Genomic DNA, 18,195 nt, shown 5'->3' with positions numbered 1-18,195 from the left:
AATTCTCCCTTTCATGATTTTACTTCCTCAGATTTAAAATTCCCTAAATCCCATGATTTCTAACACCATGATTTTTTGTAACACAGGGAAAGGATAGCAACAAAGTTTGTTTTCCTTCGGTTGCTAGATTAATAGAAAAAATACTGATAATTGGATTTAGGTTTTGAGGTTATTTGGTTATCGCGGAACAGCTTAATGTTGGCACTGGAGTGGAAGATTTAGCTGAAACTAATTCCACTTTTCCTTGGGAATCTCTTCGCCAGGATGTGGCTTGGACAAGGGTTTCTGGGGATGGGAGAATTTTGGCTTGTGCTGGTTGGGTTTTGCGGTATGTGGAGATATCACGGATATCTGACCAGGGGCGATCAGTCCTCACTTCTTGATTGGGATTTTCTGGTATTCCACCCCTTCCTGTAGCAACAAAACTACTACCTTGCTTGACATCACAACCACTGGCAATTTGTTGAGATGCATCACTGAGATTTGCTGGTAATTCGATTAAACCCGAATTGGGGTCAACACCAACATTATTAATTTCCACATTTCCGTTAAGATTGAATTGGGAACTGGCGGTAATATCATTAGTGAGGTCAGTTCTGGGAGTGAGAGTATCACGGAATTCTAGACCAATAATTCCTTCGGTTGTAATTTCAATATTGCCGCCCTTACCTTTGAATGCATTGGCAATGATATCGCTATTTTCTAAACCGACAATTACTGGAGAATTGATTTTGACATTACCACCATTTCCTTCTTCTGCTGCTGTGGCGGAAATCAAACTATTGTGGCGCATCAGTAGATAATCTTGTAGATTTAAGTCAATATCTCCTCCGTTTCCAGAAGCGGTAGAGGCAACAATACTGCTTTTGTTGTCTAGAACCAGAGAGTTGGCATTAATCTGCAAATTTCCTGCTTTACCTGGACCATCATTTTTGACACTCACAGTCGCCTCATTCGCAATGCGTAATGATGGGGTATTGATGGTGAGAGAACCCGCATCACCAGTGGGAATGGCTGGTAATTTAAAAGCTGCTTGAATCTCTGGACTCAGAAGTTCAGCGTTTGAAAAGATACGAGAGACTATCCCAGCTGCATTACCTTGGGTACCACGCCCTTCGATATCAATCGACTCTGAAGCGTTTATTTCCACACTCCCCGATGAACCGGAGGCAAAGGTAGAAGACCCCAGTGATGCTCCTCCCTTAATTACTAATTTAGAGGTGTTGATGACTGTGGAATTCGCATTACCAGAACCCTGGGTAAAGGTAGATAGAGAACTTTCTGAAAATGCTAGAGGGTTGTAACCGATAACTTCGATTTGCTTTGCGGCATTCACTTGAATTTTACCAGTGTTTCCAGAACTTACAGCGATAGAAGTAATCTGACCAGAATCCAGAATCCTGAGATTATCTGTGAATAATGAGATATTACCTCCATTGCCACTATTTAAGGAAAATGTTACGAGCGCAGTATAAATGGCTGGGTTGTCACGGTTAAATCCACTGATCTCAGTCGTGCCACTTACTTTTGCAATAATATTTCCCGCATCTGTTTGCGTCCGAGTTCTAGTTACAATTCTGGCTCCATCTTGGAGATATAGCTGGGCAGCAGAGAGGGTAATATCTCCTGTCTGACCTTGGCTTAAATTATTTATTTGAATGAAACTTCCCAATTGACCGTTGGTTGTATTTCCTGTCAGGTTCAGAGAGCCTTTAGCATTAACTGTAATTCCTTTAGATGCTTGTGTTCCCAAGTTTTGAAACAGCAAAGCAGACCCCTCAGTTAAGCTAATATTTCCTCCTTGTAATAGGATAGAACTATTACTGCCACTGGCATCCAGTAGTGATTCTTGTGCCAGATGAATATTGTTAAATTGTGACACAGCAGAATAATCGCCAACCCAACCCGTAGAAGTGGGCTTGAGTCCTACTTGCCCAACACTGACACTACCTAGTTCTAGATGTCCGCCACCATTTGTGGTGACAACGCCACCAGAGAAGTTGATATTCCCACCAATCAATGACAGCGTATTATTTGCTCTGATTTGTAGTCCGGGTGGGGTATATTTGGTACTAGCTGTACCAAAGCCAGTAATATCTATCAGTTTATTTCCCTCTCCATACACTTGAATCGCTCCGGGATTTTGCCCCATTTGTAAACCAATAGGTACGCTCATGGTTAACAAGGGGTTAGCAGTGGCATTAACTGCACTAAATTCGACTCCATCCGCAAACTTAATACTATTGGCAGTTGTTCCTACAAAGGAGCCGCTAATATCTAACTTGGCATCTTTTCCAAAGATAATCCCATTGGGATTCATTAAAAATAAACTGACAGCATTGTTGGGATTATTATTAACAGTTTTAATTAATCCATCAATATTAGAAATATTGCCACCAGTGACTCGACTAAAGATAGTTGTAATATTAGGCGTATTTACTAAATCGAAGATTGCGGAACCATTTGTCGGTACAGAGAAATTACTGAAGCTGTGAAATAAATTATTACCTTTAGCCGTACCATTAATAATTGTAAAAATATTGCTATTGGGGTTGACAATGGTCTGGGTTGTTCCATCTGATGTCACCTGAGCCATTGCTGGTAAAAATATCCCAATTGTTATAACGCCAGTCACCAAGCTCAAACAGATAGAAGCTGCCTTCATTAACCCATCTCCTTTTCTTCCTTATGTTTAGATTTCCCCAAATTATTTTGTAACTAACAATGAAATTTTGTGAGGATTAGTTTTTTTAAATATTTTTTTATTGGAATATTACCTGATGAGTTATGATGTGTATTTTATACTTGTGGCTGGCGATCGCCAATTCATATTGAATAAAAACTCAGTTAATTGCAATGGGGTAGGGAGAAATAAGAGATTTCAGTTATTTCTCCTTAATGAGCAATGTTCTGAGCGCTCAAACGAACGCTTGCTGAACTTGCGAAGCGGAAGAATTAGGATGATTTCGTAAATATTTGATATATCAAAAAATATTTGCCAAATATCTTCTTACAAAGACAGGTTATTGAGATTTTTAGGGAATTATAAATATAGCTAGGCAATTAACTCGCTGTTGTTGACAGAGCCAGAAGAAAACAGGAAATTATATATTTACTAAGGAATGAAAAATGGTGGATTTTACTTCATCAAAGCATATTCTTTTAGTTGATGATAACTTGGATAATCTCAAAGTCTTATCGGAAATTCTTCAAGCATATGGCTGGAGAACATTGATGGCGACAGATGGAGAATCCGCAATTGAACAAGCAGAATATGCCAAACCCCATTTAATCGTTCTGGATGTGATGATGCCAGGAATCGATGGATTTGAGACTTGTCGCAGACTGAAAGCGAATCCCATAACTGCTAATATCCCAGTCATTTTTATGACGGCTTTGATGGATACAAATAGTATTACTCATGCCTTTGATTTAGGGGCAGTAGACTATATCACAAAACCGTTTCAGAATCAAGAAGTATTAGCAAGGATTAAGACTCATTTTTCCTTATATATGCTACAGATGGAGTTAGAAAAACTCGTTGCAGAAAAGACTCATGAAGTCGTAAAAGCTAAATAAAAAGCAGAACTTGCAAACCAAGCAAAAAGTAATTTTCTCTCTGTGATTAGTCATGAGCTTCGTACTCCTCTCAATGCAATTTTGGGGATGACGGAAGGATTGAAAGAAGAGGTTTTTGGGGCATTGAATGAGCGACAGACTCAAGCATTGTCAACTATTGAAAGCAGTGGCGAGCATCTGTTAGGTTTAATAGAGAATATTCTCGATGTATCAAGAATTGAAACAGGCAAAATTACATTAGAACTGGCATCTGTCAACATGGAAGAAATATGTACAGATATTCTTGCCATCATTAGTCCAGAGGCAGCCAAGAAAAATATTCAATTAATTACGGATATTCAGCCTAATTTAACTTCCGCTAACCTTGATAGACGACGTATTACTCAATCAATAATTCATTTAATGAGTAATGCAGTTAAATTTACGAATAATGGTGGTAAAGTCAAGCTGAAAATTACTTCTATTTTGAAGTCATCAGAGATTCCATGGTTGGTAATATATGTAATTGATAATGGGATTGGGATATCTGCCAAGGACATCAATACACTTTTTCAACCTTTTGTACAGTTAGATAGCGGTTTGAATCGTCAATATGAGGGGACTGGATTAGGGCTAGTTTTGGTGAAGAAAATTGTTGAACAACATGGTGGGAAGGTGAAAGTAAAAAGTGAGGTTGGTAAAGGAAGTTGCTTTATGATTGAACTTCCCTATGCTAAATAGAAGTATGAATTTCCGGGTTTAGAAAGGTGAATAACTGAGTGAAAAGTACAGACCATTTTCCTGAAGACTACTTCTTTCCCCTTCAACGGATGTTAGGGGAATACCCCAATCTAAACGGGCAGAAAAACTATTATTTTGTTGCCAAAGTAACCCGAAACCCGTACCAATTAATGTGTTGTTTGCGGGATTTTGTCCATTATGATTCCAACCTTTGCCGATGTCTAGGAAGGGTGTAACTTGCAAGACTCCTCCTAGCTTGGGAATTCGTGCAACAGGTAAGCGGAATTCAGCAGATAATAGGATGCCACTGTCTGTTAGTAGTGCATCTTGACGATAACCCCGCACTGTTGAGCTACCACCTAAACCTAATTGTTCCAAAGGTACGAGGGAGTCGGCAGCAATTTGGACATCATTCTTGACGATAAATAGGGTATCTGATGCTAATTTTCGCAACCACTGAGCTTGTCCACGCCAAGCAAAAAAGCGGCTATCTGGGGCATTATCATTTACATTAGCACCGAACCAATCGACTCCTAAACTAAATTGCGATCGCGCGGCAAAAACTTGTTGACTGGTACGCTGGGTATATTCTTGGGTAAAGCGAAACGCAGAGATTTTGGTTCTTCCCTGGGAATCAGCACCGGGTGATAAAGGAAACCCCCCAATATTATCAATACCTAATTCTGTTTGGCTAAATTGACGGGAGAAAGATAAACCCATGGCGAATTCTTGGGTGGGTTTTTGGATAAATGGTTGCCGTATCCCCAGCTCGTAATTACGACTTTTAGATTGAATATCAAGAACACTGAAGGGTTTTTCGATCACAGTATTTCTTCCCTGTCCGTAGGAAAATGAGATGGTACCATTACGGGAGTTGATGGGTAGGGTATAGTTAGCGTTCAGGGTATTACTGCCATTGGTATTGCTATAACCGATACTCAGGGAATCACCAAAACCAAGTAAATTTGCCTGATTTAATTCAGCACCACGACGCAGACTTCCCACAGAAGGCGATCGCCCATTATCTAATGTTGTGGTGACTCTAAATGTATCTGCTTCTTTAACTTGCAGTTGTAGGGAATTAGTTCCCGGACGTACCCCTGTTTGTAGTTCTGCTGAGATATTTTTAATTTGGGGATCGAGTTTGAGCATTTGCAGGTTGTCTAACAAACGCGGTACGTTGAGAGGTGTTTTTGCTGCTAGTCGCAGACGTGAGCGAATATATTCATCTCGTAATCGTTTAGTACCACTAATTTTGATGTCTTCCAGACTACCTTCAACTACCTGAATTTTTACTACCCCTGCTTCTAAGGTTTGGGGTGTAATTAATGCTCCGGTGGTGACGTAACCTTTATCTGTGTAGAGTTTGGTGATTGCATCTTTAACTTGCATTAATTCTGCAAATGTCACTTCTCGTCCGACAAAGTTAGATGTTATGGGTTGAAAATCTGCCGCTTGAAAAATTGTACTGCCAACTACCTCAATCTGGTTGACCTGAAATTTGAGATTAGGATCATTGTCTCCTAAACTTGCTTGCTGTTCTGCGGGAGGAAGTAATTCTTCTTGGTTTGATGGTTGTGTTAACACCTCTGAGGGTAAGGTTTTCAGTGGAATTTCTTCTAGGCGATCGCTGGGTAAAGAATTAGGGTTTGGGGTTTGGGCGATCGCCTGGGGAGTATGACATAATCCTCCTGTGATAATTAAGGCAAATGTCCAAGGTTGACTCTTCCACAGAATCGGCAATAAATTCAGGGTAATTACTGGTTTAAATAAAGTTTCTGAAAAAAAAATATATTTTTTAGGAGTTATTAACATTCCCTCACATATCTGACTCTTATCTATCTGCTGTTGGGAAGTAATTTTAGATGAGTAAATAATTGATTTATGAATAGTTGATTTCACCTGACACTCCTTTTTTAATTCTTTAAAGACGAGATTTAAATAAATTATTTATTTTATAGTTAACTAACCTGAAATTTAGGGGTCTAGCAATGCTAAACCCCCGAAAAATGTACATTTTTCTGATATAAGATATTTTTTATCATGGCTATAGATAAATCGTTAAATTTTAAAAAAACTAGCTCTTAACCCTGAGCTAAGTCGAAAGGTTAAAATAGGTGAATTCAATATTCAACCATCATTATAATTTCTCATCTTGATATCGCTGATGTAGTGAATACGCTACCAGCTGAACTATCAGTTGATTCTCTCTTTAAATTAGCTATATTTTACAGAAACGACACTGGAATAAATACTGATTTTATTGGGATGCGGGTAAAGGCAAGAGTAAAAAAATATTTCCTCAAAATACGAGTAAATACGGATTATGGCTATTATAAATTTCTTGTTTATATAGTCCATACCCCAGAACAACTAGCTTTTACCTGGAAGATATTTTCGGATTGCAGACTTTGTCGGATATCGTGTCCGGTACATTGCTGATAATCTGACCCAAATTGATATTATCGCCGAAAGATGGGGGAATTGTATCAGATTTTTGCACCAATGCAGTAATTTTTATCTCAATGGTTGAGAAATTTCTGTTTTCCCAAGTGAACCGACACAGCTAAAATATTGTCATAGGTAAAATTTTGGGCTTTAGCTCCTTCTCAAAACGATTACTTAATTTGAATGTGATTTCACCATTCCGAATTACCAAAGAGATATGGTTGTATTCAGACTTTCCCAAGGACAACTAAATTTATTACAACGTTGTCCCCGTAACTTTCAACATATTTATTTAGAGCAGTTATATTCTCCAGCAAATCCGGAATATGAGGAAAAGCAAACCTTGGGAAGTCGTTTTCACCTGTTGATGCAACAGCGAGAAATGGGTTTACCAATTGACACCCTTGTGCAAGCAGATCCGCGTCTGAACCAATGGATGACAGCTTTTGCAAACGCTGCACCAGAAATTATTTTACCTAATTCCCTAGGAGAGACTTTTCGAGAAAGTGAACATTACCGGACATTACAGTTAGATAATTACCTATTGAGCGTGGTTTATGATTTAATTATTGCTGATAATCAAACAGCGCAAATTTTTGATTGGAAAACCTACTCCAAACCACCTCATAAAAAAGAATTAGAAAAGAATTGGCAAACTCGATTATATATGTATGTTTTGGCGGAAACTAGTGAGTATCAGCCAGAAGATATTTCTCTAACTTACTGGTTTGTGCAATCCTCTGGTAAACCCCAAAGTGTCAAATTTACTTATAGTCCGACTGAACACCAGTTAACAGCCAAAAATCTTGAGAAATTACTCAGTCAGTTAGGGGTATGGTTGCATAAATATGAGCAGGGAGAAAGTTTTCCCCAGATTCCAGAGGGGAGCAAAATTTGTCAACAGTGTAATTTTGTGAAGTCTTGTTTTCCCTCCTCCCTTGGGTTAGAAACCTATCAGCACCATCCTTCCCTGGAAAATTCTCCCAATCTCGAATCCATGGATAGTCATCTGATGGATATTGATGCCATCCAAGAAGTCATAATTAATTAGCCATGTATATTCATATCCTATTTTATGTTTACCGATGATTTTGATGCGGTTTATGTGCGTGAATTAGGGATTGATGATATTGCTCCGGTTTACCATTTGGGGGAACAATTATTTACGAGCGATTTATATCCCTATTTATATCGAACTTGGGATGAGTGGGAGGTGATTGGGTTATATAATACTGACCCAGAATACTGTTTAGTGGCAGAAATTGAGGGGGAGTTGGCAGGATTTATTCTGGGAACTATTATTACAAAAGCATCTTGGACTTATGGTTATATTTTGTGGTTAGGTGTGAATCCACAATTTCAACGTCGGGGAGTTGCTGATAAACTGGTTGATAAGGCGATCGCCCGCATGATTGAAGACGGTGCTAGATTTATGTTAGTGGATACGGATCCAGAAAACAGTCCCGCAGTCAAGTTTTTTACACGTAAAGGTTTCGGCAATATCCGTCAACATATTTTTCTGTCGATGAATTTGAGTAAACATGAGCATTATGGCAGACTCATCGATTACGAACGACAAAAAGCAGAAAGAGCAGGTTATAAAAAAACTCGTCCCATTCGTCCCCGAAAATCTGATGGTATTGTGGGAGAAATAGCCTTAAATTCTCTAGTTAAAGAGCAAAAGATGGAAGGAGATTCCGAAAGTAGTTAATCTTTTTTCATCAAATAATACCCACCAATATACAGCACTTTTGAAATGAGTAAGGAGTAAGGAGTAAGGAGTAAATTTATAACTCATTCATTACTTTTTTCAATCAGTTGCTGCACCTCATAAACATCGAATCTGCTGTATCTGAAATTTTGACATCATTAATTTGCCCAAAAATCACCCCATCACTCAACAATGGAATGGATTCTTGCATCAACAGAACAACCTCCAGAATCGTTTATTGCCGCCGTCAAGGAATATACTCGCGGCTCTAGTGGTAATTACGCAGCTCAAATTCTCTGGCAAAGGGGGATTCGGGAACCCGAACAGCTGACAAATTTCATCAACTCCCAGGTGTATAAACCTGCCAATCCTGGCGATTTTGGGCAAGAAATGCAACTAGCTGTTGTGAGGTTGCAGCAAGCAAGGGAATCTGGGGAAAAGGTGGCGATTTGGGGTGATTTTGATGCAGATGGGATTACCTCAACTGCGGTGCTTTGGGATGGTTTAGGGCAATTTTTCGTCCAGCATCTGCAACTGAGTTACTATATCCCCAATCGGTTTACTGAGTCTCACGGATTGAATTGTGCGGGAATTGATAGATTAGCAGAGCAAGGATGTAAATTAATCGTCACCTGTGATACTGGCAGTACAAATATTTCCGAGATTCTCTATGCCCAAAAATTGGGGATTGATGTCATCGTCACCGACCATCATACCTTGCCCCCAGAACGTCCACCAGCCATTGCCATTATTAATCCCCGCTATTTACCCAACCACCATCCTCTCTATCATCTTTCTGGGGTGGCAGTTGCCTATAAATTAGTTGAGGGCTTGTATCAATACTTGCCTGATGTTCCGCGCCAACCCTTAGAAGATTTACTCGATTTAGTGGCTGTGGGATTGATTGCAGATTTAGTCCAATTGAGCGGAGACTGTCGTTATTTAGCCCAGGTGGGAATTCAACGTCTGCAATCCGATTATCTCCAACCTCCTACCCTGCGTCGTCGTCCCGGTTTAGGGAGATTATTAGAATTGTGTCAACGCAGTGGCGATCGCCCCACAGATATTTCCTTTGGTTTAGGACCTCGCATTAATGCCGTCAGTCGTATTCAAGGTGACGCTAGTTTCTGTGTAGAATTACTGACAAGTCGTGACCAGAACCATGTCAAGCAACTAGCAGAATCCGCAGAATTAGCCAACACCCGCCGCAAATCCCTACAAAAAGATGTTGCCCAGCAGGTAAGCAATAAGCTGAAGCAGATGGATTTATCTACTACCAGTGTGATTGTTCTGGAAGATTCCCAATGGGCAGTAGGTGTTCTGGGATTAGTCGCGGGTCAGGTAGCCCAGGAAACAGGAAAACCAACTATTCTACTGAGTACGGAACCAGGGGAAACAGCAAATCCCTTGGCTCGTGGTTCTGCCCGCTCTGTGAGTGATATTGATTTATACCAACTAGTTCAGGGACAAGCTCACCTACTACACCGCTTTGGAGGACATCCCTTTGCTGCGGGGTTGAGTTTACCTGTGGAAAATATTCCTTTGTTCACAGAAGCGATTAATCAGCAATTGCGGCAAAGTCTTGGTGGAAAAAATTTGATACCAAAGGTGACGGCAGATTTACTGGTGACTGTGGCTGATTTAGGTAAGGAGTTATTTAATGAGTTAAAGTTACTAGAACCCTGTGGAATGGGTAATCCAGTTCCTAAGTTACTCTTGCGAAATTGTCGCTTTACTAATGCTTGGCATCGCAATCAGGAGGATTTGCGGGGTAAAAAGGTACAGTACATTAAAACTGATTTTGACTTGGGTGACGACTCGACAAATAGCACTTTCCCCGGTGTCTGGTGGGGACATTACAAAGACGAATTACCACCAGGACGTTGTGACTGTATTGTTGAGTTAGATTACAACAGTTTTAAAAAACGTTACGAAGTTCGCCTGATTGATGTGGCTCCTGGGGCAGATAATCCCCTAACAACAGTCAATTTAGCCCAAAATCTCTGGGATTTCCGCTTGAATCCTCTGGGTGAGGACTTACCACAACCGGAGCAATCTTTGCTTCTAGAAGAATGTCCCACCAGTTGGGAAGATTTACGCGCATGGTTACGGCGATCGCAGCAGGAACAAAAAACCCTAGTTTTAGCTTGGCAAACACCCGGAATCACAGCACCAGAAGGCATTTGGCGAACATTGGTAGGAATTGCCAAATATCTCAGTCGTACCCAGCAACCCGTCACCCGGACGCAACTTTTAGCAAAACTTAATATTAGTAATCAAAGCTTAATAATTGGCTTAAAAGCCTTGCGACATCTTGGTTTCAGCTTTCAGCGTCAAGACCGTTTGCTGTTCATTCACTATCAAGCTTCTAGTATCTCACCCACCGCAGAAGCAGCAATCACAGAATTCTTGACAGCGATTCGAGAAGAACAGTTCCAACGAGAATACTTTACTCAAGTTCCCCTAAAGACAATTGCTGCAATCTTGAAGTGAAGGAGGAAAAGCTAGAAGATGTCTTGGTGTCAACTCTGGAGATTTAACTGGGAATGGTAGGTTACGCTGCGCTCACACACCCGAACTTTTGCACTTGATTGAATCGATTCTCTATTACTCATTACTCACTACCCACTACCCATTCCCCATTCCCCATTCCCCGGTATGATATTTATTAGAGTAGTTTTGTAAATTCAGTATAAAAGTAAGGCTATGGCAATTTTGACACTTGGATGGGTTTCTTTATTAGTGGTTTTCACCTGGTCTATTGCAATGGTAGTTTGGGGTCGCAACGGACTGTAGAGGTAGCGTGGAAAATCCATTCCTGAGCATTTTGGCTTTAGTTGCTTTGGTGTTGTTAGTTGCAGTCACTGGAGGGGTTGGTTACTTAACCCTTGCCGATTGGCGCGATCGCCGTCGTTTGGATCAAGAAAAACAACAAACACGACGCACAGCACCGAAAAAAAGGTGACAGATGATGAGGTAGCAGGTTACAGAAATAACCAAAACTGTATCCTGTAACCCTATCTGTAAATTATCTTCTCATCCCCCACTCAAATAATAAGGCGATCGCCACCGCTAAACCTGTAATCCCTAACGCTACAAATGGATTCTGTCCCTGACTGACAGCGAAGGATGTCACAATCCCCGCACCAACAGCAGCAGTCACCATAGCAGTAATCAAATCTGACCGAGAATTGCGATTATACATAAGTCTCGTGAAGAGTGGTTTTTCTCATCAAAGTTTGAGCTAATCACCAAACTATCACCCTATTTTTGCTCACGTCATCAAACCGGTGAATATTGCAATTAAGCTTTAGAATCAGCTATTTTTCTTCATGAATTTCTAGTTACAAAAATTTTAACTTGATAAAACTTAACTAAACACAATAACCCCAGCCATCAAGGGTGAACATTCCCATTGCTTTGTTTGATCAGTAAGAATACACAATTTTCTAGTACATAGGATATGATGCTGATAAGTGCTTTTTAAACTTTGCACTGCCTACTCATATTATTTCTGGTGGGAAACTTATAGTATCTCTGTAGCTTATTGATGGAGTCTGGGTAATAGTTCAATCAGGCAACAGTTATTTCTCTTAAACTAATCAGGACGCAAACAATACCCGAAACCCTTATTTCAGACAGGTACAATTTCTGCATTGTTCCAACCGTTGCGTGAGTCATCCTAATAACTGAAAACTGAAATTTCACATATAATATCTCACTTTTAGGGCTGAATTATGAATAACCTTTATTCCATTGACTTGCCCACTCTGGAACAGGTGATTATCTCCACACCTTTACGTGTGACACCAGATATACCTGTAATCGATGTAATTACTTTGATGAGTTCTGAAAAAGGTAATGGTTTGAGAGGTGCAAACCAACAATGTCATACCTGTGTTCTAGTATTAGAAGAAGATTCTATAATAGGTATATTTACAGAGAAAGATATAGTCCATCTGATTGCTTCAGGGATGGATTTATCAGGGGTGAAAATTTCTCAGGTGATGACGCATCCAGTTATTAACCTAACTCATAGAGAAAATGCCTTGACAGCCCTATCTATAATGAGTCACCATCACATTCGTCACCTGCCTGTGGTCGATGAGCAAGGGCACTTACTAGGCTTACTTACCCAAGACAAACTTTATCATCTGATTCAGGCTCTGGCAACGGAAATCGACGATAAACGCCAGCAAACTGAGATGGCAATGGTAGAGTTGAGTACAGCCCTGCAAAATGCTGTGGAAGGTATTTCTCGCCTGGATAGTCAGGGGCGTTATCTCTCAGTCAATCAAGCCTATGCCACCATGGTTGGCTATTCCCAGGAGGAGATGATTGGGATGCTATGGGAAGGAACCGTGCATCCTGATGATAGGGGCAAGATGCAGACTGCCTATGAAAAAATGTTGCGAGATGGCAAAGTGGAAGTGGAAGCCAGGGGAGTGCGAAAGGATGGCTCCGTATTTTACAAGCGTCTGGTAATGATTACGGCAAAAAATCAGTATCAGCAGTTTGCTGGACATTATTGTTTTATGAAAGATATTAGTGAAGGGGCGCGGTTAGAAGCTGAACGGAGACAAGCCGAGATTGCCCTACAAGAGAGTGAACGGCGATATGCTAACCTGGCTCAGGCGGTTCCCGTGGGCATTTTTCGTACCGATATTACTGGACATTGTCTGTATGTGAATGAGCAGTGGTGTCAGATTACCGGACTAACACCCCAGGAAGCACGACAGGAGGGTTGGTCAGAAGCTTTATATCCGGGCGATCGCCAACGTATTTTTATAGAATGGCATGAATGTGTTAAAAACAACTTAGTATTTCAGTCAAAATACAGATTTAAACGCCGTGATGGCGTGATCACATGGGTATTTGGTCAAGCAGTTCCGGAATTGGGAATTAATGGCGAATTAATTGGTTATGTCGGGTCAATTACCGATATTAACGATGTCTATACCGAACTGCGTTTACGTAAACAAGCAGAGGATGCACTGCAAGAAAGTGAGAAAAGAATCCGGGCAATTATTGATAATTCTCCAGCAGTTATCTACCTTCTCGACCCTAACAATAGACACCTTTTAGTCAATCGTCAGTATGCAGAACTCCTATCCACCACAGTCGAGAATCTCGTAGGTAAGAGTATTTATGAGTTTTGGGCAACAGAAATAGCTGATAGTTTTGCTGCTAATAACCGCAAGGTGATAGAAACAGGTGAACTTATGCAGACAGAGGAAGTCATTCCCCATCCGGAGGGATTGCATACCTACTTAACTGTCAAATTTCCCCTCTACGATGATACTGGGTTGGTATATGCTATCTGTGGTTCTTCTACAGATATTACCGAAAAGAAACAGTTAGAAAAACAATTTTACCATGCCCAACGCATGGAAAGTTTAGGAACTTTGGCTAGTGGCATTGCCCACGACCTAAATAATGTTTTCACTCCTATTTTAATGATTGCTCAATTACTACCCCTGAAGCTGCAAAATATTGACGATCGCACCCAAGAACTGTTAAAAACCCTAGAAAATAGTACCAGGCGTGGCTCGGATTTAGTCAAACAGATTCTTACCTTTGCGCGGGGGAAAGAAGGGAAACGTATATCCCTACAAGCTGGACATTTACTCAAAGAAGTTGCCAAAATCATCCAACAAACATTTGCTAAATCCATTGAAATTTATACCGATATTCCTAGCAGTAATCTTTGGTTAGTTACAGTCGATCCTACCCAATTGCATCAGGTGTTGATGAATCTCTGCGTTAATGCTCGTGATGCTATGCCCAATGGTGGTAAACTCTACATTAGCGCCGAAAATTGCGTCCTTGATCAAAACTCTGCGGGAATGCATTTAGATGCCCATAGGGGCGAATACATGATGATTACCGTCTCTGATACAGGGGTAGGTATTTCCCCGGAAATTATCGATCGGATTTTTGACCCCTTTTTCACTACCAAAGAATTTGGTCAGGGTACAGGTTTAGGTTTGTCCACGGTAATCGGTATTGTCAAAAACCATGGTGGCTTTGTCAAGGTTTTGAGTCAGGTTGGTAAAGGGACTCAGTTTCAAGTCTACTTGCCCGTAGCTGAGGGTACAATAACAGAGGTGACAACAGAAGCAACCAGACTCATGGGTAATGGTGAGTTGATTTTGGTTGTAGACGATGAAACTGTTATTCAAAGCATTGCCACCGCATCTCTGGAAGAGCATAATTATAGAACCCTTCTAGCTAGAGATGGGATTGAGGCGATCGCCCTCTATGCCAAACATCAAAACGAAATCAGCATAGTGTTGATGGATATGATGATGCCTAATATGGGTGGATTAAACGCCATTCTTACCCTACAAGCTATTAATCCCCAGGTAAAAATTATTGCCAGTAGCGGCTTATCTAGTAATCGTTCCCAGGCGATCGATGCTGGTGCTAAGGCATTCTTACACAAACCCTACACCATCGAAGAATTATTACAGACCTTATCCCAAGTTGGCGATCGCTGAGTCTTATTCCCTTACCTAAATTATGCAACAATCTAATTCGGGTTTTAACCAAAATTTTTTGCCACAATTGGCTACACTCGTGGCTATTATTGCCGCTTTCATTGTTAATGTTTTGTCAAATATTTTCCCTATGGGTGGGGCTAGTATCGGGAAAATTTCTAATACCCTTTTTAAAGATGTTTTGATTATTCCTGCTAATTATGCTTTTGCGATTTGGGGTTTAATTTATTTAGGTTTATTTACCTATGGGATTTACCAACTATTACCATCACAACGGGGTAATTCCAGTCTCCGAAAATCTGGATTTTTATTAATTGTTGCTTGTATTGCTCAAATTATTTGGGTCTACTTATTCTTAGCACGAATGTTTGTCCTTTCCATTGGGGCAATGCTATTGATTTTAGTCCCGTTAATAGCCATATTTCTACAATTAAAAAATCCTGCAAATCCTACTTCGCGTCAGTTTAAATGGTTTGCGAAAATACCTATTAGTATTTATCTGGGTTGGATTAGTGTTGCCACGATTGTGAATGTTGCCTGTGGATTATATTCCCTTGGTTGGAATGGTTGGGGTATTTCAGCAACCCAATGGACTATTGTCATGGTTATCGTTGCCAGTCTAGTTGCTTTCCTGATGACCTATCGCTATCAAGATACAGCATACACCTGGGTGACTGTATGGGCATTAACGGCGATCGCCATCAAGCACTCCAACAATACAGCCTTATCTGTAGTTGCTATCGTCTCTACAATTATCCTAGGTGTGACAATTCTCACTCAATCTATCCTAGTCAAAGGGAAGGAGTAATTTGATTCCCTCCCTTCTATAAGATTACGTATCCTGCAAAATTGTTTTAGAGACAATACGAGTTTTTTTGCGATCGCCCTCGGTAAGCTCCTCTCCCATTTGTAAACGAGTCGCCGAAGTTTGTAAAACCGTTGCCGCTCCCACATCTCCCATTTGCAGAGCAGTTTTTGCCGCAGTTTGTAACAGAGTTGCCGCACCAGCGCGATCGCCCTGTTGTAATTTCGCCTCAGCTAGTTGTGTTTGTCGATACTTAGCTAAAGCCAGAATATGAGATTGCACATCCGGATTAGCAGCCGGTTGATAAGCAGGTTGCACATTCACCTCCACAGGAATACCTTCAGAAAAGCAACCAGTACGCTTTAAGGCTGGATCATCATAACGTACCTGCACCGTAGCGATAGTGTGGGTTCCCTGGGCAAATTGTCCTAGATAGATATTTGCCAAAACAACCCGTACCGTATCCGTCATCAAATCACCCAAGCGCACAGCAAACTTACCATCAGCTTCCTGCTGTACAGGTAACTCAATCGTATCTGGTGATACTTGAGCTACAGGTTTAAGTTCTGCCAGACGCACCTTAGGAGACAAGGAGAACAGCAGATAGGCATTAGTTAAGCCTACGGCTTGCATCCGGTCAAATAAGCGGCTAAATTCAGCTACAGCCTGTTCTGGCTGCTGAATATAAGACAGTGTTCCCGAACCTCCATCCGCGATTTTTTCCAGGATGTCTTGGTTCCAATTATCACCAAAGCCGAGGGTATTCAAGGTGAGATTATAACTAGCAGCCAGCTGGGCAAATTTTAAACAACGGGTGTTATCTCCATGCTCATTTTCCCCATCAGTTAATAAGAAAGCTTGAGAAATAGTTTCCTTTTTGCCCTTCGCCAGTTCTTCAATACCCAGACGTAAGCCCTCGTCAATGGCAGTACCACCATCCGCCGCTAAACGGTTAATTTGTTGCTTGATGCGATCGCGGTCTGTGATGATTTGATTTGGTACTAGCACCTTCGCCCGATGGTCAAATACTACCACAGATAGGCGATCGCTAGGACTCAAACGGTCAACAATTTGATTCGCCGCTTTTTTTACCGTTTCCAGGGGACGACCACTCATCGAACCACTATGATCGAGAATCAAACAGAGATTTAATGGCACATTGCGATCTAGAGGTTCCGCGATCGCAGATAAAGAAATCGCTAACTGGCGTTGACTATTGACTTGATTGACATCAAGATTGCCATCATTCAGTGTCGGCAGTAAACTAACTTTCATAACCCAAGCTTCCTATCCGGATATACATATTTATAAATAACTTCAGCCACTAATATCAGCCCTACGGAAAAGATAGAGTAGGCAATTAGGTAATAGGGTAATGGGTAATGGGTAATGGCGCACAGGCAAAAATCATCTGTACCATTATTACTTATTTTTACCTTCAACCCTTCCCCCTTCCACTTACCTCGATACAAATACCTCACCGCAACAGACGCTATATATCTCGTCTCTACTCCCTACTCCTTACTCCCTACCCATTACTCCCTACTCCCTACTCCCTACCCAATCAACATATTTAGAGAAATCCACACCCCAACAGCACTAGCATCGCGTTAGTATGTATTACAGTTAACGGCATTATTTCAGGCAACAGTTGCTATGGAAGTTTCCCCCATCAAGGCTGTTCAAGCCCCTTATTACGGCGACAACAATTACCGTACACCGCCGCCAGATTTACCTTCGTTATTGTTAAATGAGCGAATAGTCTATCTGGGTTTACCACTGGTGCCTGAAGTTTCACGGCTCATTGTTGCGGAACTTCTGTTTTTACAGTCGGAAGATCCCGAAAAACCCATAAAAGTCTACATTAACTCTACAGGTACTTCTAACTGGGGTGGTGAACCCATTGGCTTTGAAACCGAAGCCTTTGCGATCTATGACACCATGAAGTATATTAAGCCTCCCATTCACACCATCTGCATCGGACAGGCGATGGGTATGGCAGCTTTACTTCTGAGTGCTGGAACTAAAGGATTTAGGTCTAGCCTACCCCATACATCTATTGTCCTTCATCAGCCCAAGAGCTATGCCCAGGGACAAGCCACAGATATCCAAATCCGGGCAAAAGAGGTATTGGCAAATAAGGCATCAATGATTGATATCCTGTGTCGGAATACCGGACAGGAGAGGGCAAGAATTGAGAAGGATATGGATCGCCTTTTTTACATGACTCCTCACCAAGCTAAAGAATACGGTTTGATTGATCGAGTTTTTGAGACAAAACAAGAAATAGCTCAAACCTCCTTACCTGCTGGAGTTCTTTAGGTAATGGGTAATGGGTAACGGGTAATGGGTTTTTATTGACTGTTAACAGTTAGCAAAAACCTCTACCTTTCCCTTCTAGCATTCCCTAATTGCGTTAGCGTAGCTCCTCG

The 18,195-nt window shown here is 41.0% G+C and carries 14 protein-coding genes and 1 pseudogene; 11 read left to right on the top strand and 4 right to left on the bottom strand.

All coding sequences use genetic code 11. From position 1 onward, the window contains the following. Positions 1-169: 169 nt before the first annotated feature. The gene (locus IJ00_RS02440; RefSeq protein WP_035149720.1) at positions 170-2,665 is read right to left on the bottom strand and encodes an S-layer family protein; all 2,496 of its coding nucleotides are present in this window, start codon (positions 2,663-2,665) and stop codon (positions 170-172) included. Positions 2,666-3,129: 464 nt separating this feature from the next. On the opposite strand from IJ00_RS02440, the gene IJ00_RS02435 reads away from it, so the two are divergent. The 3 genes and pseudogenes from IJ00_RS02435 (at position 3,130) to IJ00_RS02430 (ending at position 4,299) form a co-directional block, all read left to right on the top strand. Further along, a complete protein-coding gene (locus IJ00_RS02435; protein ID WP_035149719.1) occupies positions 3,130-3,579 on the top strand; it encodes a response regulator in 450 nt (149 codons plus the stop codon). A gap of 33 nt (positions 3,580-3,612) precedes the next feature. After that, positions 3,613-3,795 (top strand): annotated as a pseudogene (locus IJ00_RS29860) (histidine kinase dimerization/phospho-acceptor domain-containing protein); the annotation flags it as partial. Between the two features lie 42 nt (positions 3,796-3,837). Further along, positions 3,838-4,299 carry a HAMP domain-containing sensor histidine kinase gene (locus tag IJ00_RS02430; RefSeq protein ID WP_256388870.1) on the top strand — a complete coding sequence of 154 codons (462 nt, stop codon included), beginning with the start codon at positions 3,838-3,840 and terminating at the stop codon, positions 4,297-4,299. A gap of 18 nt (positions 4,300-4,317) precedes the next feature. Here IJ00_RS02430 and IJ00_RS02425 read toward each other — a convergent pair whose 3' ends face one another. Then, positions 4,318-6,114, bottom strand: a complete 1,797-nt coding sequence (locus IJ00_RS02425; RefSeq protein ID WP_052754360.1) for a ShlB/FhaC/HecB family hemolysin secretion/activation protein — start codon at positions 6,112-6,114, stop codon at positions 4,318-4,320. A gap of 850 nt (positions 6,115-6,964) precedes the next feature. Here IJ00_RS02425 and IJ00_RS02420 point away from each other — a divergent pair. The 5 genes from IJ00_RS02420 to IJ00_RS28670 all read left to right on the top strand — a co-directional run bounded on the left by IJ00_RS02420 (position 6,965) and on the right by IJ00_RS28670 (position 11,423). Beyond that, positions 6,965-7,798, top strand: coding sequence for a PD-(D/E)XK nuclease family protein (locus IJ00_RS02420; protein ID WP_035149715.1), 834 nt, complete (start codon positions 6,965-6,967; stop codon positions 7,796-7,798). A gap of 24 nt (positions 7,799-7,822) precedes the next feature. After that, on the top strand, positions 7,823-8,458 hold the full coding sequence (locus IJ00_RS02415) for a GNAT family N-acetyltransferase (protein ID WP_035149713.1): 636 nt from the start codon (positions 7,823-7,825) through the stop codon (positions 8,456-8,458). Positions 8,459-8,650: 192 nt separating this feature from the next. Further along, positions 8,651-10,951: a single-stranded-DNA-specific exonuclease RecJ gene (gene recJ / locus IJ00_RS02410; protein ID WP_035149710.1), complete on the top strand. Its 2,301-nt coding sequence runs from the start codon at positions 8,651-8,653 to the stop codon at positions 10,949-10,951. Positions 10,952-11,164: 213 nt separating this feature from the next. After that, the gene (gene petN / locus IJ00_RS27465) at positions 11,165-11,254 is read left to right on the top strand and encodes a cytochrome b6-f complex subunit PetN (protein ID WP_010998401.1); all 90 of its coding nucleotides are present in this window, start codon (positions 11,165-11,167) and stop codon (positions 11,252-11,254) included. Between the two features lie 7 nt (positions 11,255-11,261). Beyond that, positions 11,262-11,423 carry a hypothetical protein gene (locus IJ00_RS28670; RefSeq protein WP_168163404.1) on the top strand — a complete coding sequence of 54 codons (162 nt, stop codon included), beginning with the start codon at positions 11,262-11,264 and terminating at the stop codon, positions 11,421-11,423. A 63-nt stretch (positions 11,424-11,486) separates the two neighbouring features. Here IJ00_RS28670 and IJ00_RS28665 read toward each other — a convergent pair whose 3' ends face one another. Continuing rightward, the gene (locus IJ00_RS28665; protein ID WP_168163403.1) at positions 11,487-11,663 is read right to left on the bottom strand and encodes a hypothetical protein; all 177 of its coding nucleotides are present in this window, start codon (positions 11,661-11,663) and stop codon (positions 11,487-11,489) included. 532 nt (positions 11,664-12,195) lie between these two features. Between IJ00_RS28665 and IJ00_RS02405 the strand changes: the two genes are divergently transcribed. After that, positions 12,196-14,958 carry a PAS domain S-box protein gene (locus tag IJ00_RS02405; protein ID WP_035149708.1) on the top strand — a complete coding sequence of 921 codons (2,763 nt, stop codon included), beginning with the start codon at positions 12,196-12,198 and terminating at the stop codon, positions 14,956-14,958. A gap of 22 nt (positions 14,959-14,980) precedes the next feature. Then, positions 14,981-15,766, top strand: coding sequence for a hypothetical protein (locus tag IJ00_RS02400; protein WP_035149706.1), 786 nt, complete (start codon positions 14,981-14,983; stop codon positions 15,764-15,766). A 24-nt stretch (positions 15,767-15,790) separates the two neighbouring features. Here IJ00_RS02400 and IJ00_RS02395 read toward each other — a convergent pair whose 3' ends face one another. Next, positions 15,791-17,038 carry a VWA domain-containing protein gene (locus tag IJ00_RS02395; RefSeq protein WP_035149703.1) on the bottom strand — a complete coding sequence of 416 codons (1,248 nt, stop codon included), beginning with the start codon at positions 17,036-17,038 and terminating at the stop codon, positions 15,791-15,793. Between the two features lie 381 nt (positions 17,039-17,419). On the opposite strand from IJ00_RS02395, the gene IJ00_RS02390 reads away from it, so the two are divergent. Then, entirely contained in the window at positions 17,420-18,085 is a 666-nt protein-coding gene (locus IJ00_RS02390) for an ATP-dependent Clp protease proteolytic subunit (RefSeq protein ID WP_035149701.1), read from the top strand. Positions 18,086-18,195 lie beyond the last annotated feature (110 nt).

The sequence above is a fragment of the Calothrix sp. 336/3 genome, from assembly GCF_000734895.2.
Lineage (GTDB): Bacteria > Cyanobacteriota > Cyanobacteriia > Cyanobacteriales > Nostocaceae > 336-3.
This window is presented reverse-complemented; position numbering and strand designations above follow the sequence as displayed.